Source organism: Streptomyces sp. NPDC049915 (assembly GCF_040656475.1).
In the GTDB taxonomy this organism is placed as follows: Bacteria; Actinomycetota; Actinomycetes; order Streptomycetales; family Streptomycetaceae; genus Streptomyces.
The window spans coordinates 15877-38964 of record NZ_JBFAMH010000002.1 but is presented as its reverse complement, the minus strand read 5'-3'; the positions used below and the strand labels follow the sequence as shown (position 1 = coordinate 38964).

The window sequence follows — 23088 nt, the reverse complement described above, 5'->3', positions numbered from 1 at the left end:
ACGTAGGCTTCAGGCGTGAGTGAAAACAGCCAGTTCAGGTTCGGGGGCGCCACCGGGGTCGGGTCGATGCCCGGGGGCGATGCCCGCGAGGCCGTCAAGACCGTCACCGGGTCCTTCGAGGACTTCCCGTTTCTGCCGGAGCTGCCCGGCCGCGGCCCCGGCGCGGACATGATCGGCCGGACCGCGGGGATGCTCGTCGAGCTGTACGCGCGCGTGGAGCCCAGCGGCTGGCGGCTCGGCGACCGGCCGGGCCGCGACACCAAGCGGGCCCGGTCCTGGCTCGTCGAGGACCTCGACGCGCTGGAGGAGTTCACGCAGGGCTACACCGGGCCGCTGAAGGTGCAGGCGGTCGGGCCGTGGACGCTCGCCGCGAGCCTGGAGCTGAGGAACGGCGAGGCCGCCCTCTCCGACCCGGGCGCCTGCCGCGACCTCGCCGCCTCCCTCACCGAGGGGCTGCGGCTCCACCTCGCCGAGGTCCGGCGGCGCGTCCCCGGCGGGCAGCTCGTCCTCCAGCTCGACGAGCCGTCCCTCACCCCGGTCCTGCGCGGCCAGGTGAGAACGGCCAGCGGCTACCGCACCCACCGCGCCGTCGACCGGCAGGTCATCGAGGCCACCCTCCGCGACACCGTCGCGGTGCACACCGGCGGGCCCGTCGTGGTCCACTCCTGCGCCCCCGACGTGCCCTTCGCCCTGCTGCGCCGGACCGGCGTGGCGGCCGTCTCCTTCGACTTCTCCCTCCTCACCGAGCGTGACGACGAGGCGATCGGTGAGGCGGTCGAGGGCGGCACCCGGCTGTTCGCCGGTGTCGTGCCGGGCACGGACGGCCCGTTGTCAGACCCTGCCGGTAGCGTCATGGGTGTCAGGACGCTGTGGCGCAGGCTGGGCCTGCACCCGGGGCTGCTCGCCCAGGCGGTCACGGTGACGCCGGCGTGCGGGCTCGCGGGCGCCTCACCGGCGTACGCGCGCCAGGCGCTCGCCCACTGCGTCCGGGCGGCGAGATCCCTCGCGGACAACCCAGAGTAACGGGAGGACAACACGGTGGCCGGCGACAAGCAGCAGGCGGAGACGGCAGTGCCCGCCGAGGCACGTGAGAAGCACGCCCAGCTCGCTGAGCAGATCGAGGAGCACCGCTTCCGGTACTACGTGAACGACGCTCCGGTCATCAGCGACGCCGATTTCGACAAGCTCCTGAAGACGCTGGAGGCGCTGGAGGAGCAGTATCCGGAGCTGCGGACGCCGGACTCGCCGACCCAGAAGGTCGCGGGTTCCTACGCGACGGACTTCACCTCCGTCGAGCATCGCTCCCGCATGCTCTCCCTCGACAACACCTTCAACGACGACGAGCTCGCCGCCTGGGCCGACCGCATCGCGCGCGAACTGGGCGACCAGGAGTACCACTTCCTGTGCGAGCTGAAGGTCGACGGCCTCGCCGTGAACCTCACCTACGAGCACGGCCGCCTCGTCCGCGCGGCGACCCGCGGCGACGGGCGCACCGGTGAGGACATCACCCCCAACGTCCGCACGATCGCCGAGATCCCGGACCGCCTCGACGGGGAGGAGGTCCCCGACCTCGTGGAGATCCGCGGTGAGGTCTACTTCCCGGGAGAGAAGTTCGAGGAGCTGAACGCCCGCCTGGTCGAGGCGGGGGACAAGCCCTTCGCCAACCCGCGCAACGCCGCCGCCGGTTCGCTGCGCCAGAAGGACCCGCGCGTCACCGCCACCCGCCCGCTGCACATGGTGGTCCACGGCATCGGCGTCCTGGAGGGCTACTCGGGGATGACCCGGCTCTCCCAGGCCTACGACCTGCTGAAGACCTGGGGCCTGCCCACCTCCCGGCACAACAAGGTGGTCGACGGCCTCGACGGCGTCCGCGAGTTCATCGCCTACTTCGGCGAGAACCGGCACTCGGTGGAGCACGAGATCGACGGCGTCGTCGTCAAGCTCGACGAGATCCGCCTCCAGGGCCGCCTCGGCTCCACCGCGCGGGCGCCGCGCTGGGCGATCGCGTACAAGTACGCGCCGGAGGAGGTCAACACCAAGCTCGTCAACATCCGCGTCGGCGTCGGCCGCACCGGCCGTGTCACGCCGTACGCGCAGGTCGAGCCGGTGACGGTGGCCGGCTCGGAGGTCGAGTTCGCCACGCTGCACAACCAGGACGTCGTCAAGGCCAAGGGCGTCCTCATCGGTGACACGGTGGTGCTGCGCAAGGCCGGCGACGTCATCCCCGAGATCCTCGGCCCCGTGGTCGACCTGCGCGACGGCAGCGAGCGCGAGTTCGTGATGCCGAGCGAGTGCCCCGAGTGCGGCACGCCGCTGCGGCCCATGAAGGAGGGCGACGTCGACCTGCGCTGCCCCAACGCCCGCGCTTGCCCGGCCCAGCTGCGTGAGCGCCTGTTCTACCTCGCGGGCCGCAAGGCCCTGGACATCGAGCACTTCGGGTACGTCGCCGCGGCCGCCCTCACCAAGCCGCTGGAGCCGGCGGACCCGCCGCTGAAGGACGAGGGCGACCTGTTCGACCTGACCGTCGAGCAGCTGCTGCCCATCAGGGCGTACGTCCTGGATCAGGACAGCGGTCTGCCCAAGCGGGACCCGAAGACCGGCGAGGAGAAGATCGCCACCGTCTTCGCCAACCAGCAGGGCGAGCCGAAGAAGAACGCCCTGGCCATGCTGGAGAACATCGCGGCGGCCAAGCAGCGCCCGCTCGCCCGCATCCTCACCGGGCTGTCGATCCGGCACGTCGGCCCGGTCGCCGCCGAGGCGCTCGCCCGGGAGTTCCGCTCCATCGACCGCATCGAACAGGCCAGCGAGCTGGAGCTGGCGAACACCGACGGCGTGGGTGCGATCATCGCCGCCTCCCTCAAGGAGTGGTTCGCCGAGGAGTGGCACCAGGAGATCCTGCGCAAGTGGAGGGCCGCCGGCGTCCGCATGGAGGAGGAGAGCACCGGCGAGGACGAGGGACCCCGCCCGCTGGAAGGGCTTACCGTCGTCGTCACCGGCACCCTGGAGCACTTCACCCGGGACGGGGCCAAGGACGCGCTGCAGAGCCGCGGGGCCAAGGTGACCGGTTCGGTGTCGAAGAAGACCGCGTTCGTCGTTGTGGGGGACAACCCCGGATCGAAGTACGACAAGGCGATGCAACTCAAGGTGCCCGTCCTGAACGAAGAGGGCTTCAACGTCCTGCTCGACCAGGGCCCGGAGGCCGCGGCGGACGTCGCTCTTTCGGCCGAGGAGTAGCGGTTGAAGGCCACCCGATCGGCGCATATCAGTTGCATAGGGGTGGCCGGGGCGCATTCGGGCAACCGTCGGCGACCGCTGCCCGAGGAAGGCGTCCGCGGCCTACTGTTGAGATATGCGCCTGCCGTGCCCAGTTGCGGTCGGGGCATCCTCACGCTCGTGATGAGCGAGGGGAAGGGTTTTCCAACGCGGAGCCGTTGAGGGAAGTCGGGCATCGGGCCGCGAGGCGTGGGCACCGCCGGTTGTGAGAGGGACGGGAATGGAACCGACCGAGAGCACCGCCCCCGGCTCACGGCTGCGCCGTGTGGCGGGCGCGTGGCGGGGGAGCCGGTGGGTGACACGCGCCATGGGGCGCGGCGGCGCACGCGAGCGCGCCGCCCCCGCATACCCGGGCGCCGACGGCATGTCCTCCGCCCGGCTCGGCGCCGGCCTGACGGCCGCCGACGGGCGCGACGCCACCACCCGGCTCAGCGCCACCCGGCTCCGCGTCGGCCGGGCCCGCCCCCGCAGGCTCGATCCCTCCCGCCCCGCCGCGGCCCTGCCCGGCGCCGACCACGAACGCCACCTGTCCTGGCCTCCGCTGCCCGTCGCGGTCGTCACGGCCGCCGGGTTCGTGCTGGGCGCCGGCTTCTACCGTGCTTTCACCGGCGGCCACGCCCTCTTCCCGTCCGGCGCGGTCGGCTGGTCGCTGGCGCTGCTGACCGGCATCATCGTCGGCCACCTGGTCATGCTGGGGCGCGCCCGCTGGTGGGGCGGCACCGGTTCCGGCGCCGCCCTCACCCTCGCCGTCCTGCTGCTCTACGGCTGGGTGCCGGCCGGCATGGTCAGCCTCACCGTCGTCGTCCTGGTCGGCATAGCCCGCCGCCACCGCTGGCGGCAGGGGGTGCTGCACGGCGCGGTGGACCTGCTCGGCATCGGCGCCGGCGCGCTGGTGCTGGCCGCCTTCGGCGCCGTACCGACCGTTGAGGCGCCCTCGGACCCCGACGCGTGGACCTTCTACACCGCCCCCGAGGTGGTGCTCGTCGCGGTCGCCTACCTCGCCGTGACCCGGATCCTGCTGTGGTACCTGCACGCGCCGCGCTCCGGCGGACTGCCCACGGTCGCGCGCACCGCGCTGGTCAGGCAGGGCCTGGTCGCCGTGGCCCTGCTCGGCATAGCCCCGCTGGTGTGCGTGGTGGCCAGCACCAAGCCGGTGCTGCTGCCGCTGTTCTCCATCCCGCTGATCGCCCTGGACTCCACCCTGTGGATAGCCCGGGCCCGGGCGGAGGAGCAGCTGCGCGACCCGCTCACCGGGCTGCCCAACCGCCAGTGGCTGCTGGAACGCATCTGGACCGCACTGGACGACGCCGAGCGCATCGGCGCCCGCGCCGCCCTCGTGCTGATCGACCTGGACCGTTTTCGATCGGTCAACGACACCCTCGGTCATCTGGCCGGGGACCGGCTGCTGCTCCAGATAGCCGACCGGCTGCGGCTGGCCCTGCCGCGCGGCGCCGAGGTGGCGCGGCTCGGCGGTGACGAGTTCGCCGTGTTACTGCCGGTCGCCGACTCCACGACCTCGGCGATGCGCGTCGCCCGCGGCCTGGTCGCCGACCTCAGCTCACCGCTCGATCTCGACGGACTCACGCTCGTGCTGGAGGCCAGCGCCGGCGTCGCCGTCTTCCCCGACCACGCGCTGGAGGCCGAGGGCCTGCTGCGCCGCGCCGACGTGGCGATGTACCAGGCGAAGCGCGACCGCACCGGCGTCGAGGTCTACGAGTCCAAGCGCGACTCCAACACCCCCGACCGGCTCGGACTCCTCGGCGATCTGCGCCGGGCGCTGGACGCCCACGAGGTCCAGCTGCACTACCAGCCCAAGGTCCGCTTCGACGGCCAGGTGGCCGGCCTCGAGGCACTCGTGCGCTGGGTGCATCCCGAGCGCGGGAAGGTGCCGCCGGACGAGTTCATAGCGATCGCCGAGTCCTCCGGCCTGATGCCGCACCTCACCGAGTACGTCCTGGACACCGCGCTCGCCCAGGTCGCCGAGTGGCGCTCGCAGGGCCTGTTCGTCCCGGTCGCCGTCAACGTCTCCCCGCGCGACGTGCACACCCCCGGCTTCGCCGGTTCCGTCGCCGCCCGGCTGGCCCGGCACGGAGTCCCGGCCGGGTCGCTACAGCTGGAGATAACGGAACACGTGCTGCTGGAGGACCCGCAGCGCGCCGCCGACACCCTCGCCGGGCTCACCGGCCACGGCGTGAAGATGTCCCTGGACGACTTCGGCACCGGCTACTCCTCCCTGGTGCACCTGCGCCGGCTGCCGGTCAGCGAGCTGAAGATCGACCGCTCCTTCGTGGCCCGGCTCGCGGTGGACGCCGAGGACGCCGCGATCGTGCGCTGCACCGTCGACCTCGCCCACTCCTTGGGCCTGCTGGTCGTCGCCGAGGGCGTCGAGGACGACGAGACCTGGGAGCGACTGCGCGACCTGGGCTGCGACGCCGTCCAGGGCTGGCTGGTCGCCGCCGCGATGCCACCGGAGGAGACGACCGCCTGGCTGCGCGCCCGCGGCTCCCGCGGCTGGCAGCGCCCCGCGGCAGCGCTCCCCGCCGCCACGGTGGACGACCCGGGCCGAGTCAGCTGACGGCGCGAGTCCCGGCGCAGCGACCTCGCGGCGAGCGGCCGGGTGTCGTCCCGCTGCGGTGAGACGGGCGGGTTCCGGCAACCTGCGGTGAAGCGGGCGGGTCGCCATCCGCCGCAGTGAACTGGGCGGGTCCCTCGACCCGCTGTAAAGCGGGCGGGCTCCCTCAACCAGTTGCCAGGCGGCGAGGGCGTCCTCACGCCGCCGTGGAGTGAACCGGGGTGTCTTTTGCGCCGCGTCAAGCGGCGGGCCTCTCCACCCCCGCCGCGCATCGGCCGGGCTCGTCACGCCGCGATGAAGGGGCCGGCGTGGCTCCACGCCGTGGTGAAGCGGGCGGGCTTCTCCGCCCTGCGGTGCCGCGGCCGGGCGTCGCCACGCCGCCGCCGTGAAAGGTCCGTCCCCCGGTCACCGGGCTCAAGCAGCGCGCCTCCTCACCCCGCCGCGCCTCCCGCGCCCCGCTCGCCGCCCAGCGGGCGGCGCGCAGTCGCGCTCTCGGCGCCACTGGATCGACACGGCAGAAATTCTAGCGGCGCTAGCCAATCTGTCGGGCTTGCGTTAGCGTGGCTCCTGTTCCTAGCGTTGCTAGAAAATCATCACAGGGGGACCCATGACCGTCACCGCCTACACCCTGGCCGTCCTGCTCGACCTGTTCTGCCTGTTCCTCGGATACCGCTTCTGGTTCCAGCCCGCCCCCGCCGCCGCCGGCTACGGCGTCCCGGCCGACCCGCGCGGCGACGCCCGCGCCTACCTGTCGGTCAAGGGACTCAGGGACGGCACCTTCGGTCTGCTGGGCCTCGCCCTGCTCGCCTTCGTGGGAGCCCGCGCCGAGGCCTGGTTCATGGTCTGCGTGGCACTCGTCCCGTTCCTCGACACGCTGATCGTGCTGCGCAACGGCGGCACGAAAGCCGTCGCTTTCGGGATCCACTTCGCCACCGCGTGCGTTGTACTGATCAGTGCCGGACTGCTCTTCGCGGTCTGACCGCAGTGCTGACCGCGGTCTGGCCGCAGAGAAACGAGGGGGATACGTCATGTCGCTGTTCGTACCGAAGTTCGACGAGACCGTGCTGGTCCGGGACGCCGAGGCGGAGGTCGTCGGCGGCGACCCCGTCGCCGTCAAGCTGCTGGCCGACAGCAGCGCCGGCGGCGGCGCGCTGTCCACCGTGCGCGTGACGCTCGCCGAGGGCGCCGACGGCGCCAAGCCGCACGTGCACCACCACTCCGCGGAGATGTTCTACCTGCTCGACGGTGCCGCCGACGTCCTGTCCGGCGACGACGTCGTCACCGCCGAGCGCGGCGACCTGATCATCGTCCCGCCGGACCGCCCGCACGCCTTCGCCGCCGTCCCCGGAGCCTCGGCGGACCTGCTGATCGTCATCACCCCGGGCGTCGAGCGCTTCGAGTACTTCCGCCACTTGCAGCGCATCCGGCTCGGCCAGGCCGCCCCCGAGAGCCTCCTCGACGTACAGGAGCTGTACGACAATCACTTCCTGCACAGCGAGGCCTGGGAGAAGCGCCGCGGCTGACCCCGGACCGGGCCGCCCGCGAGGCCCCCGGCAAACCGTTTAACAGGCACGGGCCCCCGCCCCATAGGATTGGGCACTGGCGTCACATTTCCGCCTGCCGCACGACGCCTGGCACGCACGCTCGCCGCGTTGCCGAACCGCCCACGTGGCTTCCGCCACGAGGGCGCTCCGGCGCCTTGCGATCGCACGCACCAAACGCCGCGCGGCCCGCCCCTCGGCCGGACGGCGGAAGCGAGACGTCAGCCCCCGGCCCGAACCACACACACTCACCCCAGAGGATCGCTGCATGCCTGGCATCACGCGCGAGGAGGTCGCCCACCTCGCCCGGCTGGCGCGTCTGGAGCTGAAGCCCGAAGAGCTCGACCACTTCGCGGGACAGCTGGACGACATCATCGGCGCGGTGGCCCGCGTCAGCGAGGTCGCCGACCAAGACGTACCGCCGACCTCGCACCCGCTCCCGCTGACCAACGTCATGCGGCCGGACGAGGTCCGTCCCTCGCTCACCCCCGAGCAGGCGCTCTCCGGCGCCCCCGCCCAGGAGCAGCAGCGTTTCAAGGTGCCGCAGATCCTGGGGGAGGAGTGACCACCATGACGGACAACATCATCAAGCTCACGGCCGCGCAGATCGCCGAGAAGATCGCCTCCGGCGAACTCACGGCCGTCCAGGTCACCGAGGCCCACCTGGCCCGGATCGAGGCCGTCGACGAGAAGGTGCACGCCTTCCTGCACATCGACCGCGAGGGCGCGCTCGCCCAGGCGCGTGCCGTGGACGCCAAGCGCGAGCGCGGCGAGAAGCTCGGCCCGCTGGCCGGCGTCCCGCTCGCGCTGAAGGACATCTTCACCACCGAGGGCGTGCCCACGACCGTCGGCTCGAAGATCCTCGAGGGCTGGATCCCGCCGTACGACGCGACCGTCACGCGCAAGCTGAAGGCCGCAGACGTCGTCATCCTCGGCAAGACCAACATGGACGAGTTCGCCATGGGGTCCTCCACCGAGAACAGCGCCTACGGCCCGACCGGCAACCCGTGGGACCTCACCAAGATCCCCGGCGGCTCCGGCGGCGGTTCCTCCGCCGCGCTCGCCGCCTTCGAGGCCCCGCTGGCCATCGGCACCGACACCGGCGGCTCCATCCGCCAGCCGGCCGCCGTCACCGGCACGGTCGGCGTGAAGCCGACCTACGGCGCGGTCTCCCGCTACGGCATGGTCGCCTTCTCCTCCTCCCTCGACCAGGGCGGCCCCTGCGCCCGCACGGTCCTGGACGCGGCCCTGCTGCACGAGGTGATCGCCGGCCACGACCCGCTGGACTCCACCTCCATCGACGCCCCGGTCCCGCCGGTCGTCGAGGCCGCCCGCAGCGGCAGCGTCGAGGGCATGCGCGTCGGCGTCGTCAAGCAGTTCCGCGGCGAGGGCTACCAGGCCGGCGTCATCCAGCGCTTCGACGAGTCCGTCGCGCTGCTGAAGGAGCTGGGCGCCGAGATCGTCGAGCTGGACTGCCCGTCCTTCGACCTCGCGCTGTCGGCGTACTACCTGATCGCGCCGTCCGAGTGCTCCTCGAACCTGGCCCGCTTCGACGGCCTGCGCTACGGCCTGCGCACCGGCGACGACGGCAGCCACTCGGCGGAGGAGGTCACCTCCTTCACCCGCGAGGCCGGCTTCGGCCCCGAGGTCAAGCGCCGCATCATGCTCGGCACGTATGCCCTTTCGAGCGGCTACTACGACGCGTACTACGGCTCCGCGCAGAAGGTCCGCACGCTGATCAAGCAGGACTTCGACAAGGCCTTCGAGCAGGTCGACGTGATCGTCTCCCCGACGACCCCGACCACCGCCTTCGCGATCGGCGAGCGCGCCGACGACCCGATGGCGATGTACCTCGCGGACCTGTGCACCATCCCGACCAACCTGGCGGGCAACGCGGCCATGTCCCTGCCCTGCGGTCTCGCCCCGGAGGACAACCTCCCGGTCGGCCTGCAGATCATCGCCCCGGTGATGAAGGACGAGCGCCTGTACAAGGTGGGCGCCGCCGTCGAGGCCGCCTTCGTGGAAAAGTGGGGGCACCCGCTCCTGGAGGAGGCTCCGTCGCTGTGAGCAAGCTGTCCAAGGCCAAGGACTTCAAGAAGTCCAAGTCCGGCACGTACCTGTCGATGGCCACCACCGCGTTCGGCGCGCTCGGTGTCGCCAAGCAGATCAAGAAGGCCCGCGCCGAGCAGGACACGCTGCGGCTGATCGACGCCACCGTCTCCGCGGTCGCGATCGTCACCGGCCTCGCCATCCTGTACCGCGAGCTGAAGCGACTGGGCGACGACGACGTCCTGCTGGGCTGAGAGGGAAGTTTCACCGTGACCACCACGACCGACCTGGTGTCGTACGAGGACGCACTCGCGTCGTACGACCCCGTCATGGGCCTCGAGGTCCATGTCGAACTCGGCACCAAGACCAAGATGTTCTGCGGCTGCTCGACCTCGCTCGGCGCCGACCCGAACAGCCAGACCTGCCCGGTCTGCCTCGGTCTGCCCGGCGCGCTCCCGGTCGTCAACGCGACCGGCGTCGAGTCCGCCATCAAGATCGGCCTCGCGCTGAACTGCGAGATCGCCGAATGGTGCCGATTCGCCCGGAAGAACTACTTCTATCCGGACATGCCGAAGAACTTCCAGACCTCCCAGTACGACGAGCCGATCGCCTTCAACGGCTACCTCGACGTGCAGCTGGAGGACGGCGAGACCTTCCGCGTGGAGATCGAGCGCGCCCACATGGAGGAGGACACCGGCAAGTCGACGCACGTCGGCGGCGCCACCGGCCGTATCCACGGCGCGTCCCACTCCCTGCTGGACTACAACCGCGCCGGCATCCCGCTCATCGAGATCGTCACCAAGCCGATCGTCGGCGCCGGCGAACGCGCGCCCGAGGTGGCGAAGGCGTACGTCCGTGAGCTGCGCGAGGTCATCCGTGCCCTCGGCGTGTCCGAGGCCCGCATGGAGATGGGCCAGATGCGCTGCGACGTGAACCTGTCGCTGCGCCCCAACGGCACCGAGAAGTTCGGCACCCGCAGCGAGACCAAGAACGTCAACTCGCTGCGCTCGGTGGAGCGTGCGGCCCGGTTCGAGATCATGCGCCACGCGGCCGTGCTCTCCTCCGGCGGCACGATCATCCAGGAGACCCGCCACTTCCACGAGGACACCGGGTCCACGACCGCGGGCCGCGTGAAGGAGGAGGCCGAGGACTACCGGTACTTCCCGGAGCCCGACCTGGTGCCGGTCGCGCCCTCCCGCGCGTGGGTCGAGGAGATCCGCGCGGCCCTGCCCGAGATGCCGCTGGCCCGCCGCACCCGTCTGCTCACCGAGTGGGGCATCTCCGCCACCGACATGCAGGCGATCCTCAACGCCGGTGCGCTGGACCTGATCGTCGCCACCATCGACGCCGGTGCCGACGCGGCCTCCGCCCGCAAGTGGTGGATGGGTGAGCTGGCCCGCAGCGCCAACGAGTCCGGCACCTCGCTGGACGAGCTGGCGATCACGCCGCAGCAGGTGGCCCGGGTGACCGAGCTGGTCGCCAAGGGCGACCTGAACGACAAGCTGGCCCGCCAGGTCATCGAGGGCGTCCTCGCCGGCGAAGGCACGCCGGACGAGGTCGTCGACAAGCGCGGCCTGAAGGTCGTCTCCGACGAGGGCGCGCTCACCGCCGCCGTCGAGGAGGCCATCACCGGCAACCCGGCCATCGCGGACAAGATCCGCGGCGGCAAGGTGGCCGCCGCCGGCGCCCTGGTCGGCGCCGTCATGAAGGCCACGCGCGGCCAGGCCGACGCGGCCCGGGTCAAGGAGCTGATCCTCGACAAGCTGGGCGTCAGCGAGGGCTGAGCAGCACCCACGCGCACGGCAGGCCCCGGGGACACGGTCCCCGGGGCCTGCCGCATGTGAGTGGCGCCACAAAAGGTGACAGAGTTCCGATGATTGTCCTGTGACCTGACTCCCAACACCTGTGAACAAGGCCACGAAAGCCGCAAACGATCACTTCCGCCTGTAAGAGTGACTAGGCATTGCTCATGCGTTCTTTGCGGGCTGTTCGGTTGATGGACCACTGTTCCCGGTCAAAGATCCACAATTCAGTCACTCTGGGAGCAGGTACGTGGCAGCCCTTGCACGCTGGTGTGTTCGACGGCGCCTGATCGCCGTTCTGCTGTGGCTCCTCGCCTTCGGCGGGGTCACCGCTGCCGCCGCCGTGGCCGGCTCCGCCTACTCCAACGACTACGACGTCCCCGGCACCCAGGCCGGCCACGCCACCGAGCTGCTCGCAGAGGGTTTCCCCGGCATGAGCGGCGACAGCGACACCGTCGTCTGGCACACCACGTCCGGCACCGTCCGCGCCGCCGACGTCGAGCAGACCATGACCCGCACGCTGGAGAAGATCGACGACCTGCCCGGCGTGGTGGCCGTCAGCGGCCCGTACAGCGGCCAGGGCGCGGGCCGGATCAGCGCCGACGGGCACACCGCCTACGCCACCGTGACCTTCGCCGACACCGTCGAGCACCTCACCGCCGCCGAGGCACAGGCCGTGGTGCACACCGCCAAGGCCGCCGAGGGCGACGGGCTCCAGGTCGAGCTGGGCGGTAGCGCCATCGGGCTGACCAAGACCTCCGGCGGACACCTGGCCGAGGTCGTCGGCGTGGCCGTCGCCGCGCTCGTGCTCCTCCTCGCCTTCGGCTCGCTCGCCGCCTCGCTGCTGCCCATCGCCACCGCCCTCATCGGGGTCGGCACCGCCTACGCCGGGATCGAACTGCTCGGGCACGCCATGACCGTCGCCGACTTCGCGCCCATGCTCGGCATGCTCATCGGGCTCGGCGTCGGCATCGACTACGCGCTGTTCATCGTCACCCGCCACCGACGCGGACTCAAACGCGGGCTGAGCGTCACCGAGGCCGCCACCAACGCCGTCGCCACCACCGGACGCGCCGTCGTCTTCGCGGGTGCGACCGTGTGCATCGCCCTGCTCGGCATGCTCATCCTGCGGCTTCGCTTCCTCAACGGCGTCGCCATCGCCGCCTCGCTGACCGTGGTGCTCACCGTCGCCGCCTCCGTCACCCTGCTGCCCGCCCTGCTGTCGTTCATCGGCATGCGCGCCCTCAGCCGCCGCGAACGGCGCAGGCTGACCGAGCACGGGCCGCAGCCGGAGCTGCCGACCGGGTTCGCGGCCCGCTGGTCGGCGTTCGTCGAGCGCCACCCCAAGAAGCTCGGCGGCCTCGCCGCCGCCGTCATCGCCCTGCTCGCGCTGCCCACGCTCTCCCTCCACCTGGGCACCTCCGACCAGGGCAACGACCCGCAGACCACGACCACCCGCAAGGCCTACGACCTCCTCGCGGACGGCTTCGGGCCGGGCGTCAACGGCCCGCTCACCCTGGTGACGCGCGTAGACGGCGCCCAGGACAAGCTCGCCCTCGACAATCTCGACACCACCCTGCGCGGTACCCGCGGTGTCGCCTCCGTGACCCCGGTGACCTACGGCCCCGGCGGCGACACCGCGTACCTCACCGTCGTCCCCGAGTCCGCGCCGCAGTCGCAGGCCACCAGCGACCTCGTCGACCGGCTGCGCACCGACGTGCTGCCCCGCGCCGAGGCCGGCACCTCCCTCGACGTGTACGTCGGCGGCGTCACGGCCTCCTACGACGACTTCGCCGGCGTCATCGTCGGCAAGCTGCCCCTCTTCGTCGGCGTGGTCATCGGCCTGGGCTGTCTGCTGCTCCTGCTCGCCTTCCGGTCCGTCGGCATCCCGCTCAAGGCGGCCGTGATGAACATCGCCGCCGTCGCCGCCGCGTTCGGCGTCGTCGTCACGATCTTCCAGTGGGGCTGGGGCAGCGAACTGCTCGGACTGGGCCGCGCGGGCCCCATCGAGCCCTTCCTCCCCGTGATCATGGTCTCGGTTCTCTTCGGGCTCTCCATGGACTACCAGGTCTTCCTGGTCAGCCGGATGTACGAGGAGTGGCTGGAGACCGGCGACAACCGGCGCGCCATACGCATAGGGCTCGCCGAGACCAGCCGGGTGATCAACTCCGCGGCGGTCATCATGATCTCCGTCTTCCTCGCCTTCGTCCTCAGCGGCGACCGGGTCATCGCCATGTTCGGCATAGCGCTGGCCTCCGCCGTCGCCCTGGACGCCTTCGTCCTGCGCACCCTGCTGGTGCCCGCCCTGATGCACCTGCTCGGCGCCGCCAACTGGTGGCTGCCGCGGAGCCTGGACCGCGTCCTGCCCCGCATCAGCATCGAGCCGCCCGAGTGCCGCGCCGCCCATGAGAGGCTGGCCGCTGCGACGGACGCCGAGGTGGCGGACGTACTGGCGAAGGAGCGGCAGCAGGATGTACGCGATATCCCTGGGTGACGACGGAGCCCAGCTGCGGCCGCTGGAGCCCTGGCACGCCGAGGAGTTCCTGGCGCACCTTGAGCGGGGACGCGCGTTCATCAACCAGTACGTCCCCTTCGGCTCCAAGGCCGTCGACATCCCCACGGCGCGCGAGGCACTCCGGCGCTACGCCGACATGCGCGCCGCCGGCACCGCCTCGCTGCACGGACTGTGGCTGGACGGCACGCTCGTCGGCGGCGTGCTCACGCTGAACTTCGACGCCGAGAACGGCACCTGCGAGGTCGGCTGCTGGCTGGAACCGGCGGCGACCGGGCGCGGGCTGATCACCCGGGCGATGCGGGTGCTCATCGACTGGGCCGTCGAGGAGCGCGGCATTTACCGCGTCGAGTGGGTCGCCTCCGCCGGCAACGTTCCCAGCATCAACGTCGCCCGCCGCCTCGGCATGACCCGTGACGGGGTGCGGCGCGCGGCCCACCTCCACCACGGCGAACGGCACGACATGGAGGTCTGGTCGGTGCTCGCCCCCGAATGGCGCGCGGCACGCGCGTGACGCGCGCCGACGGCCGGTGACGATCATTAAGGCGCCTCTCAGACTCCGTCCGTACGGTGCGGAGCATGGCTACCAAGACTGAGCACGAGGCCGCGGCGACGCCGGCCGACGAGGCGACCGAGACCGAGAAGGAGACGCAGACCGACCACGAGACGCGGACCGACCAGGAGACGCCCGAAGCGCAAGCGCGGGAAGCCGAGCAGCAGGAAGGCGGTCCCTCCGGGGTCGGCCAGGGCGCCGGCGCCGTCGTCGCCGCCGCCCTGGGTGTCGTCTCGCTCACCGGCGGCTGGACGGGCACCGTGGCCTCCGCGCGCGAGTCGCTCATCGGCCAGCTGCACACCTCGTCGTCCTCCAGCGTCGCGACGATGGTCAAGGAGGGCTACGGCGACGCCTGGCAGGCCACCGCGCTGTGGGCCGGCCTGTTCGCGCTGGCGGCGCTGGTCGTGGGCGCGGTCGTGCTCGCCCGGCCCGCGTTCGGCGCACCCGGCCGGCCGCAGGCGCCGTGGATCAAGTCGGTCGCCTGGGCGGGTGTCTCGCTCGGCGTGATCGGTCTGCTCCTGGCGGTCCTGAAGTACACGGACGTACTCCTGGGCCTGCCCGCCACGAGCTGACGCCGTCGGTGGTCTTAGGTCCGCCGCAGTGCCTTACGGCGGCCCTGAGTCCCCTTGCCCGCGTCTAAGGCCCCGCGCGGCGCGCAAGATGCGGAACTCTCCCGATGTGGCGGACCCCCCTGGGAGACGAGAGTTGAGGCATCGCAGAAAGCGAAGCACCGACTCTCTTCCCGCAGGGGGACCACATGTACGAGTACGACGTCCAGCAGGCCCGAGCCGCCGAGCTGATCCGCCGGGCCGACCAGGAGCGCCTGGCCCGTGAGGCCGTCCGCGCCGGCCGCGCCGCCCGCCGTGATGTGGCCGCACGCACCAGCGAGGCCGAGGCGCATACCGGCCGCCCGCGCCGCCGCTGGTCCACCCGGGCCGCGTGAGCGGCCCGACGCCGGGTGCGGGGAACGGCCGTACGGGGGTCGGCCGCCCGCACCCGGCGAGACCCACGCCGACAGATCCGCCCAGCACCACCGACACCGGCCTCCCGACGGGGCCGGTGTCCGGCTTTTCGGCGGCGACGGGGGCGAAGTTCCCAGGGCCGGCGGTTCGGGCGTCCGGATCGGTGCCGGTGGCCGGGTCCGTCGGGGTCCCCCGGTCGCCGGCCGAGGACACGGCGGGCCCCTCTGCCGGCGCGGCCGCCGCCGCGTCGACCGGTCGTGGCGGCCCGGCGGCCGCTCTGCCCCCGGCGAAAACCGGTGCCCCGTTGTCAGAGCCCCGTGCGATGCTCTCCGGCGTGGAGACCAGGTCCGTCAGTCCGGTGTTCGTCGGTCGTGCCGACGAGTTGGAGGCGTTGCACGACGCGCTCGCCCGCGCCGCCACGGGCGAGCCGCAGGCGTTGCTCATCGCGGGGGAGGCCGGCGTCGGCAAGACGCGGCTGGTGGAGGAGTTCGTCACCGCCGCCTGCCGTGAGGGCGCCGTCGTCGCGCTCGGCGGCTGCGTCGAGATCGGCGCCGACGGCCTGCCGTTCGCCCCGTTCTCCGCCGCCCTGCGCGCCCTGCGCCGCGAACTGCCCGCCGACGTCGCCGCAGCGGCCGCAGGCCAGGAGGACGAACTGGCCCGGCTGCTGCCCGAGCTGGGCGAGACCAGCCCCGGCCGGCACGACGAGGAGGGCATGGCCCGACTCTTCGAACTCACCGCCCGCCTGCTCCAGCAGATCGCCGCCGAGCGGACCGTCGTCGTCGCCCTGGAGGACCTGCACTGGGCCGACGCCTCCACCCGCCACCTCCTCGCCTACCTGCTGCGCACCCTGCGCTCCGGCCGCCTCGTCGTCCTCGGCACCTACCGCTCCGACGACATCCACCGCCGCCACCCCCTGCGCCCCCTCCTCGCCGAACTCGACCGGCTGCGCACCGTCCGCCGCCTCGACATCGCCCGCTTCACCCGCGAAGAGGTCTGCCGCCAGGTCGCCGGCATCATCGCCGGTGAACCCGACCCCGACCAGGTCGACGACATCTTCGAACGCTCCGACGGCAACGCCTTCTTCGTCGAGGAACTCGCCGTCGCCGCCCACGCGGGCTGCTGTACCGGCCTCACGGACACCCTGCGCGACCTGCTCCTGGTCCGCGTCGAGGCGCTGCCCGAGAGCGCCCAGCGGGTCGTCCGGGTCGTCGCCGAAGGCGGCTCCACCGTCGAGTACCGGCTGATCGCCGCCGTCGCCTCCCTCGCAGAGGACGACCTCATCGAGGCCCTGCGCGCCGCCGTCAACGCCAGCATCCTCATCCCCACCCCCGCCGGCGACGGCTACCGCTTCCGCCACTCCCTGGTCCGCGAAGCCGTCAGCGACGACCTGCTCCCCGGCGAGCGCTCCCGCCTCAACCGCCGTTACGCCGAGGCCCTGGAGAGCGACCCCACCCTCGTCCCGGCCGACCAGCGCGTCATGCGCCTGGCCAGCTACTGGTACCACGCACACGACCCCGCCAAGGCGCTGCCCACCGTCCTGGACGCCTCGGTCACCGCCCGCCGCCGGCACGCCTACAGCGAGCAACTCGGCCTGCTGGAGCGGGCGATGGAACTGTGGGACGCCGTCCCCGAGGACGTACGGGCGCGCCTGCGGCCGCACGACCACGCCGAGGCCTATCCGGCCTGCGGCTGCGACACCACCACCACGCCCCTGCGCTACCTCGACCTGATGGCCGAAGCGGCCGTGGCCGGACGCCTCTCCATGGAACGCGAACGCGCCCTGAAGATCACCAAGCGGGCGCTGCGACTGCTGGAGGACGACCCCGACCCGCTGCGCGCCGCTTGGTTCTGGAGCCAGCGCTCCCGCCTGGTGCAGTCCCTCGCCCGCGGCGACGGCTGGGCCGAACTGGCCACCGCGCAGGAGCTGGTGCGCGGCCTGCCGCCGTCCACCGTGCACGCCGAGGTGCTCACCGCCGTCGCCGGCTGGTCGATGCTGCACCAGCCGGGCGCCGAGGCGCTCGCGGCCGCCGAGAGGGCGGTGGAGTACGCGCGCATGGTGGACGCCCGGTCCATCGAGCTGAACGCCCGGCTGACCCTCGGCGGGCTCATGGTCGACTCCGGTGCCGTCGACGAAGGCCTCGCCGAGATGCGCCAGGTCATGGAGCAGGCGATCCAGGAGGGCGTACCGCCCGTCGCCGGCCGCGCGTACATCAACCTGCCCTCCGAACTGGAGTCGGTCGGCCGCTCCCGGGAAGCCGCCGCCGTACTGCGCGAAGGAGCCGCCTACGCCCGCAAGTTCGGACTGCTCGACTCCGAGTCGTGGGTGTGGGGCAACCTCTCCGACTCGCTGTACTCGCTGGGGGAGTGGGACGGCGCCGCGCAGGCCGCGGAGAACGCCCTGCGCCGCGGGCAGAGCGCCAAGCCGCAGGGCACGGGCGCGCTGTGTCTGGCCCACCTCGCCCTCGCCCGAGGCGATCTGGCCGAGTCGGAACGCCAACTGGGCGCCTCACGCGAGCACTTCGGCTCACACGACCCGATGCCCCAGCAGCGGCTGCCGCTGGCCCGCATCGCCGTCGGCGTGGCCGCCGCCCAGGGCCGCCTCCTCGACGCCCGCGCGGAACTGGAGCGCGCCCTGGACGCCGGGACACCGCCCGGCACCCACCGCTACGCCTGGCCCCTGCTGCTGGCGGCCGCCACCGCCGAAGCGGACGCGCTCACCTCGCCCACGGCCGAGCAGGACCGCGAGCGGATCCTCGCCCGCATCCTCCAGACCGTCAAACAACTCACCACGGCCGCCCCGATCTGGCACGCCCACGAACAGTGGGTCCGCGCCGAAGTCCTGCGCGCCGAGGACCGGGCCACCCCCGGCACCTGGTCACCGGTCGTCACCGCCTTCGAGGCCCTGGAACGCCCCTACGACCTCGCCCGCGTCCGCCACCGCCTCGCCGAAGCCCTTGTCACCGTCGGCGGCGACGACGAGCGCGCCCGCGCCACCGAGCTGCTCCGCCTGTCCCATGCCGTCGCCGACCACCTGGGAGCCCGCCCGCTGGCCGACGCCACCGCCCTGCTCGCCCGCCGCGCCCGGCTGACCCTGACCGGCCCCGCACAGCCGGACCCGGCCGCCGCCGACCCGGCCGAGGCCCTCGGCCTCACCCTCCGCGAACGGGACGTGCTGCGCCTGGTCTCCGCCGGCCGCACCAACCGCCAGATAGCCGAGGAGCTGTTCATCTCCCCGAAGACCGCCAGCGTCCATGTGTCCAACATCCTGGCCAAGCTGGGCGTCTCCGGCCGCGGAGAGGCGGCGGCCGTGGCCCACCGGCTGGGCCTGTACGCCGAGGCTCTCCCTGTGCGGGCCGCACGCTGAGACGTAGGGTGGAGGGAACCGGCAGCGGGGAGGGGCGATGTTCAACGTCTTCGAGGAAGTGTTCGCGCCCGGCCGCAAGCACACCCGCGACGAGCAGAACCGGCTGGAACTGACCCGGGAGGACGTCGGCGACGGCGACCCCGGGCGCGGCCCGATAGACCTGGCGTCCGGCAAGGTGGTCGTACGGCCGCCGGGCCCGGAGCAGGACGAGGACGACCCCCCGGAGTGAGCGCCCTCAGCGGACCCGCACTTCCAGGATCCGGTCGTCCCCGCCCTTCGGCTCACCCCGTCCGTCGGTGTTGCTGGTACTGACCCAGAGCCTGTCCCCACCGGCCGCGACCACCGTGCGCAGCCGCCCGTACTCGCCCCGCAGGAAGTCCTGCGGCGCGGCGGACGCCTGCGTGCCCCTGAGGGGAATCCGCCACAACCGCTGCCCCTTGAGCGAGGCCATCCACACACAGCCGCCGGCGTAGGCGATACCGCTGGGCGAGGCGTCGTCCGTGTGCCACTGAGCGACCGGATCGACATACGCGCTGTCACCGGACCGCCCCTCGGCATCCGGCCACCCGTAATTGCCTCCGGGCTTGATCGCATTCAGCTCGTCCCAGGTGTCCTGCCCGAACTCCGAGGCGAACAGCCGCTGCTTGCCGTCCCAGGCGAGCCCCTGCACGTTCCGGTGCCCGTAGGAGTACACGGGGGAGTCCGGGAACGGGTTCCCCGGCGCCGGTTCGCCCTCCGCCGTGAGCCGCAGGATCTTCCCGCCGAGCGACTTCCTGTCCTGCGCGAGCCCCCGCTCCCCGGTCTCGCCCGTGCCGGCGTACAGCATCCGGTCCGGCCCGAAGGCGATCCGCCCGCCGTTGTGGATCACGCCCTTGGGAATGCCCCTGAACACCGTGTCGGGAGCGCCCAGCTGCTCGCCCGCCGGCTTCCGGGCGTCGTAGATCATGCGGGCGATGCGGTTGTCCGAGGCGGAGGTGAAGTACGCGTAGATCATGTGGTCCGAGGCGTAGTCCGGGGACAGCGCGATGCCCAGCAGCCCGCCCTCGCCGTCCGCCGCGACCCCGGACACCTCTCCCAGCTCGGTCTTCTTCCCCGTCCTGTCGTCGACACGGGTGATCGTGCCCTTGTCCCGCGACGCCACCAGCAGACCACCGTCCGGCAGCGGAGCGAGGCCCCACGGCGAGTCCAGCCCGGTCGCGACGGTACGCACCACCGTCACGGTGCCCTTCGCCGCCGGCGCGGACTCCGTGGGCGACACGGAAGCCGTCGGCGACTCCGCACGACTCGCCGAGGCGCCGGCCCGCTCCGGCGATCCCCCGCCGGAGGAACACCCGGCCGCCACCACGAGCACGACCGCGCCCAACAGAGCCACCCCAACTCGCCGCCGCCGCCGCCGCACGCTCCGCTCCCTTCACCGCCCCCTAGTTCATACGCCCCCCACGCCTCCAAGGTTCCCGCCCCCCAAAAAACCCGACGCACGGCATGGGCTGCGCCCGGCGTCGATGCTGGCCGGAGGTGGGACGCGCAGCCCGGCGCTGACGGGGCGCCGCCCGCGCCCACCCGTGCCGCCCTGGGGGTCCCCCTGCTCGAAGAGCTTGGGGGAGGCACGCATGCCCGCGGCTTGGCAGGACGAGCCGTCCGCTCGCAGCCGCGCAGGTTGGCGCCTGCCCCCGTGTGGCGACCCGCCGCCAAGCCGACGACGGCCGGCAGCCGCCCGCGGCGAGAAGGGGACGGGGTGGGGGGGGGTCCGCCCGCAGCGGCCGGCACCGGGCAACGGTGCCCTTCTGAGATGCGGGCGGCCGGACCGAGGACGGACACCCCCCGCCCCGGCCCCGACCCACAGACAACGCAAGGCGCTACCGCAACCGGCCACCGGACAGCAACGGGCCGCCGCAGGCCCATAAGGGGCGCGGGGAACTGCGCGACCAGCCACCACGCACCCCGCAGACGAACGACGATCTCAGTCCCAAGACCCCCGCGCCCCCGGCAACCCACCCAACTCCCGCAAATCCGCGGAGCGCAACCGCACGCCCACCGCCCCCGCGTTCTCCGAAACCCACCGCTCCCGCTTGGCCCCGGGCACCGGCACCACATGCCGCCCCTGCGCCAACACCCACGCCAACGCCACCTGCGCAGGCGTCACGGACGACCCGTGCCGCCGCGCCACCCGCCGCAGCCCCGCCACGATCGGCTGGTTGGCGGCCATCATCTCCGCCGTGAACCGCGGATGCCGCGCCCGCATGTCGTCCGGCTCGAACCCCTCACCCGGCGTCAACGTGCCGGTCAGGAACCCGTTCCCCAACGGCATCGCCGCCAGAAAACCCACCCCCCGCGCCTCACACCACGGCAGCAGCGTCCGCGCCGCCTCCGGCGACCACACCGACAGCTCCGCCTCGACCGCGCTCACCGGAAACACCTGCTGCACCCGCTGCAACTGCCGCAGCGTCCCCTCGTACAGCCCGCGCCGCCCCCCGGCCCGCCGCCCGCCGCGCACCCCCACCGCGCACAGCCCCAGCGCCCGCACCTTCCCGGCCTGCACCAGCTCCGCCATCGCGCCCCATGTCTCCTCGACGGGTACCTCGGGGTCGGCACGATGCAGCTGGTAAAGATCGATCACATCCGTCTGCAGCCGCCGCAGCGACGCGTCACACGCCCGCTTCACATACCCCGGCCGCCCGTTCGCCACGATGTGCTGATCACCCACCAGCAGCCCGACCTTCGTCGACACGAACGCGTCCGTCCGCCGCTCCTTCAGCACCCGCCCCAGCAGCAACTCGTTGGTGAACGGCCCGTACATGTCCGCGGTGTCCAGCAGCGTCGAGCCCAGATCGAGCGCCCGGTGCACCGCCCTGAGCGACTCGTCGCCCCGCTGCCGAGACCGGCTGTACGCCCAGCTCATCGGCATGCACCCGAGTCCGACGGCTCCCACGGAGAGTGCCGCCGCCCCGATCGTCCTGCGCTCCACCTGCTCGTGACCCTCCCTCTCCTGGCGTCCCAACCTAACCTCTGCACCTGCGAGGACCTGACATAGCCTCCACTCATGACTGCTGACGTGACCGCCGATGTGTGGCTGCCCCTCCCACCCGACGAGATCGAGGGTCTTCCCGCGGGCCCGACGTACCGTTTCTGGAACGGCGAGCCGGAGTTCCCCGCCGACCCGGCCGACTGCGCCTTCTACGTCGTGCCGTACATGAAGCCGAGCGGCGTCGGCGTGCGCCCGCTGCCCGAGATGCGCGGGGTCCAGGTCGTCCAGACGCTCTCCGCCGGCATCGACCACGTCCAGCCCGGTCTGCACCACCTCCGCCCCGGCGTCCGCCTGTGCAACGCCCGCGGCGTGCACGAGGCGAGCACCGCCGAACTGACCCTGACCCTCATCCTGTCCTCCCTGCGCGGCATCCCCGACTTCGTGAAGGCGCAGGAACGAGGCGAGTGGCTCGGCGGTTTCCGTCCCGCCCTCGCCGACAAGACCGTCCTCATCGTCGGCTACGGCTCGATCGGCGCCGCGATCGAGGACCGGCTCGCGCCGTTCGAGCTCGCGCGGGTGGTGCGCGTCGCACGCTCCGCGCGCACCACGGAGCGCGGCCTTGTGCACCCGCTCACCGATCTGCCCGCCCTGCTGTCCGAGGCGGACGTCGTCGTGCTGTCCACCCCGCTCACCGACGCCACCCGGCATCTCGTCGACGGCGAGTTCCTGGCCCGGATGAAGGACGGCGCCCTGCTCGTCAACGTCGCGCGCGGCCCCGTCGTCGACACCAAGGCGCTGCTCGCCGAACTGGAGAGCGGCCGTATCACCGCCGCCCTGGACGTCACCGACCCCGAGCCGCTGCCGCGCGATCACCCCCTGTGGCGTGCACCCGGCGTGCTCATCAGCCCGCATGTCGGAGGCCCCACGTCCGCCTTCCTGCCGCGCGCCGAGCGGCTGCTCGTGGACCAGTTGACCCGTTTCGTGAACCGCGAGCCGCTGCGCAACGTGATTCTTACGACGGGGGAGGACGGCGGCGCGTAACCCGGTCGAGGAGCCGCACGGCAACCGTCGGGTCCGGTTCGGGTACCCTCCGCAGTCCCCCGGATGCGGCCTGTACCCGCGTTCCCGCTGGTCGTCACGGAGCGTAGAGGAACTATGTCCCTGAGTGACGAGACTGGTGTATCGTCCCGACAGGGGCTGCGCCGCGCGCCGTTCGGCGCCGGGGAGGACATTTCAGAGTTGTGAGGGGGGCGACGGGCGATGTACGGCCTTTGGACCGACGATCCGACGCTGTCGGACCGCCGACGACGACCCTGGCGCACGGCGGCACGCACACGCGGCCACCACGCCGGCAGCGCGCACAAGAGCCGAACCGGCCACATCAGTCACAACGGCCAATACCACGGCGGCCATCCGCACCACAGCGGTCAGAGCCACGGCGGTCAGGGCCACAGCGGTCAGGGCCACGGCGGTCACCCCGCCCACGGCAGCCGGC

18 protein-coding genes are annotated in these 23088 nt (G+C 72.4%); 16 read left to right on the top strand and 2 right to left on the bottom strand.

Features of this window, described 5'->3' with window-relative positions:
• Window positions 1–15: 15 nt before the first annotated feature.
• The 15 genes from AB0J12_RS02600 to AB0J12_RS02530 all read left to right on the top strand — a co-directional run bounded on the left by AB0J12_RS02600 (window position 16) and on the right by AB0J12_RS02530 (window position 18857).
• Window positions 16–1023 carry a methionine synthase gene (locus AB0J12_RS02600; RefSeq protein WP_363262318.1) on the top strand — a complete coding sequence of 336 codons (1008 nt, stop codon included), beginning with the start codon at window positions 16–18 and terminating at the stop codon, window positions 1021–1023.
• 15 nt (window positions 1024–1038) lie between these two features.
• Window positions 1039–3234, top strand: a complete 2196-nt coding sequence (ligA, locus tag AB0J12_RS02595; RefSeq protein ID WP_363262317.1) for an NAD-dependent DNA ligase LigA — start codon at window positions 1039–1041, stop codon at window positions 3232–3234.
• Window positions 3235–3493: 259 nt separating this feature from the next.
• On the top strand, window positions 3494–5848 hold the full coding sequence (locus tag AB0J12_RS02590) for a bifunctional diguanylate cyclase/phosphodiesterase (protein WP_363262315.1): 2355 nt from the start codon (window positions 3494–3496) through the stop codon (window positions 5846–5848).
• Between the two features lie 604 nt (window positions 5849–6452).
• Window positions 6453–6824 (top strand): DUF4267 domain-containing protein, encoded by a 372-nt coding sequence (locus tag AB0J12_RS02585; RefSeq protein WP_363262314.1) that lies wholly within the window; start codon window positions 6453–6455, stop codon window positions 6822–6824.
• A gap of 49 nt (window positions 6825–6873) precedes the next feature.
• On the top strand, window positions 6874–7368 hold the full coding sequence (locus tag AB0J12_RS02580) for a cupin domain-containing protein (protein ID WP_363262312.1): 495 nt from the start codon (window positions 6874–6876) through the stop codon (window positions 7366–7368).
• Between the two features lie 286 nt (window positions 7369–7654).
• Complete coding sequence (gene gatC, locus AB0J12_RS02575) at window positions 7655–7951, top strand: Asp-tRNA(Asn)/Glu-tRNA(Gln) amidotransferase subunit GatC (RefSeq protein ID WP_004925108.1); 297 nt, start codon at window positions 7655–7657, stop codon at window positions 7949–7951.
• A gap of 5 nt (window positions 7952–7956) precedes the next feature.
• Entirely contained in the window at window positions 7957–9453 is a 1497-nt protein-coding gene (gene gatA, locus AB0J12_RS02570; protein WP_363262311.1) for an Asp-tRNA(Asn)/Glu-tRNA(Gln) amidotransferase subunit GatA, read from the top strand.
• Window positions 9450–9689 carry a hypothetical protein gene (locus tag AB0J12_RS02565; protein ID WP_103782893.1) on the top strand — a complete coding sequence of 80 codons (240 nt, stop codon included), beginning with the start codon at window positions 9450–9452 and terminating at the stop codon, window positions 9687–9689. Before gatA ends, AB0J12_RS02565 begins: the two co-directional genes overlap by 4 nt.
• 15 nt (window positions 9690–9704) lie before the next feature.
• A complete protein-coding gene (gene gatB / locus AB0J12_RS02560) occupies window positions 9705–11219 on the top strand; it encodes an Asp-tRNA(Asn)/Glu-tRNA(Gln) amidotransferase subunit GatB (protein ID WP_363262310.1) in 1515 nt (504 codons plus the stop codon).
• Between the two features lie 268 nt (window positions 11220–11487).
• Window positions 11488–13731 carry an MMPL family transporter gene (locus tag AB0J12_RS02555; protein WP_363262309.1) on the top strand — a complete coding sequence of 748 codons (2244 nt, stop codon included), beginning with the start codon at window positions 11488–11490 and terminating at the stop codon, window positions 13729–13731.
• Window positions 13709–14263 (top strand): GNAT family protein, encoded by a 555-nt coding sequence (locus AB0J12_RS02550; protein WP_363262308.1) that lies wholly within the window; start codon window positions 13709–13711, stop codon window positions 14261–14263. Before AB0J12_RS02555 ends, AB0J12_RS02550 begins: the two co-directional genes overlap by 23 nt.
• A 65-nt stretch (window positions 14264–14328) precedes the next feature.
• The gene (locus AB0J12_RS02545) at window positions 14329–14874 is read left to right on the top strand and encodes a hypothetical protein (protein ID WP_363262307.1); all 546 of its coding nucleotides are present in this window, start codon (window positions 14329–14331) and stop codon (window positions 14872–14874) included.
• 185 nt (window positions 14875–15059) lie between these two features.
• Window positions 15060–15245 carry a hypothetical protein gene (locus AB0J12_RS02540; RefSeq protein WP_363262306.1) on the top strand — a complete coding sequence of 62 codons (186 nt, stop codon included), beginning with the start codon at window positions 15060–15062 and terminating at the stop codon, window positions 15243–15245.
• A gap of 341 nt (window positions 15246–15586) precedes the next feature.
• Window positions 15587–18628 carry an AAA family ATPase gene (locus AB0J12_RS02535; RefSeq protein ID WP_363262730.1) on the top strand — a complete coding sequence of 1014 codons (3042 nt, stop codon included), beginning with the start codon at window positions 15587–15589 and terminating at the stop codon, window positions 18626–18628.
• Window positions 18629–18665: 37 nt separating this feature from the next.
• Entirely contained in the window at window positions 18666–18857 is a 192-nt protein-coding gene (locus tag AB0J12_RS02530) for a DUF6191 domain-containing protein (RefSeq protein WP_363262305.1), read from the top strand.
• A gap of 6 nt (window positions 18858–18863) precedes the next feature.
• Here AB0J12_RS02530 and AB0J12_RS02525 read toward each other — a convergent pair whose 3' ends face one another.
• Window positions 18864–19994, bottom strand: coding sequence for a PQQ-dependent sugar dehydrogenase (locus AB0J12_RS02525; protein WP_363262729.1), 1131 nt, complete (start codon window positions 19992–19994; stop codon window positions 18864–18866).
• Between the two features lie 594 nt (window positions 19995–20588).
• A complete protein-coding gene (locus AB0J12_RS02520) occupies window positions 20589–21593 on the bottom strand; it encodes an aldo/keto reductase (protein ID WP_363262304.1) in 1005 nt (334 codons plus the stop codon).
• 75 nt (window positions 21594–21668) lie between these two features.
• Between AB0J12_RS02520 and AB0J12_RS02515 the strand changes: the two genes are divergently transcribed.
• Entirely contained in the window at window positions 21669–22634 is a 966-nt protein-coding gene (locus tag AB0J12_RS02515; protein ID WP_363262303.1) for a 2-hydroxyacid dehydrogenase, read from the top strand.
• Window positions 22635–23088 lie beyond the last annotated feature (454 nt).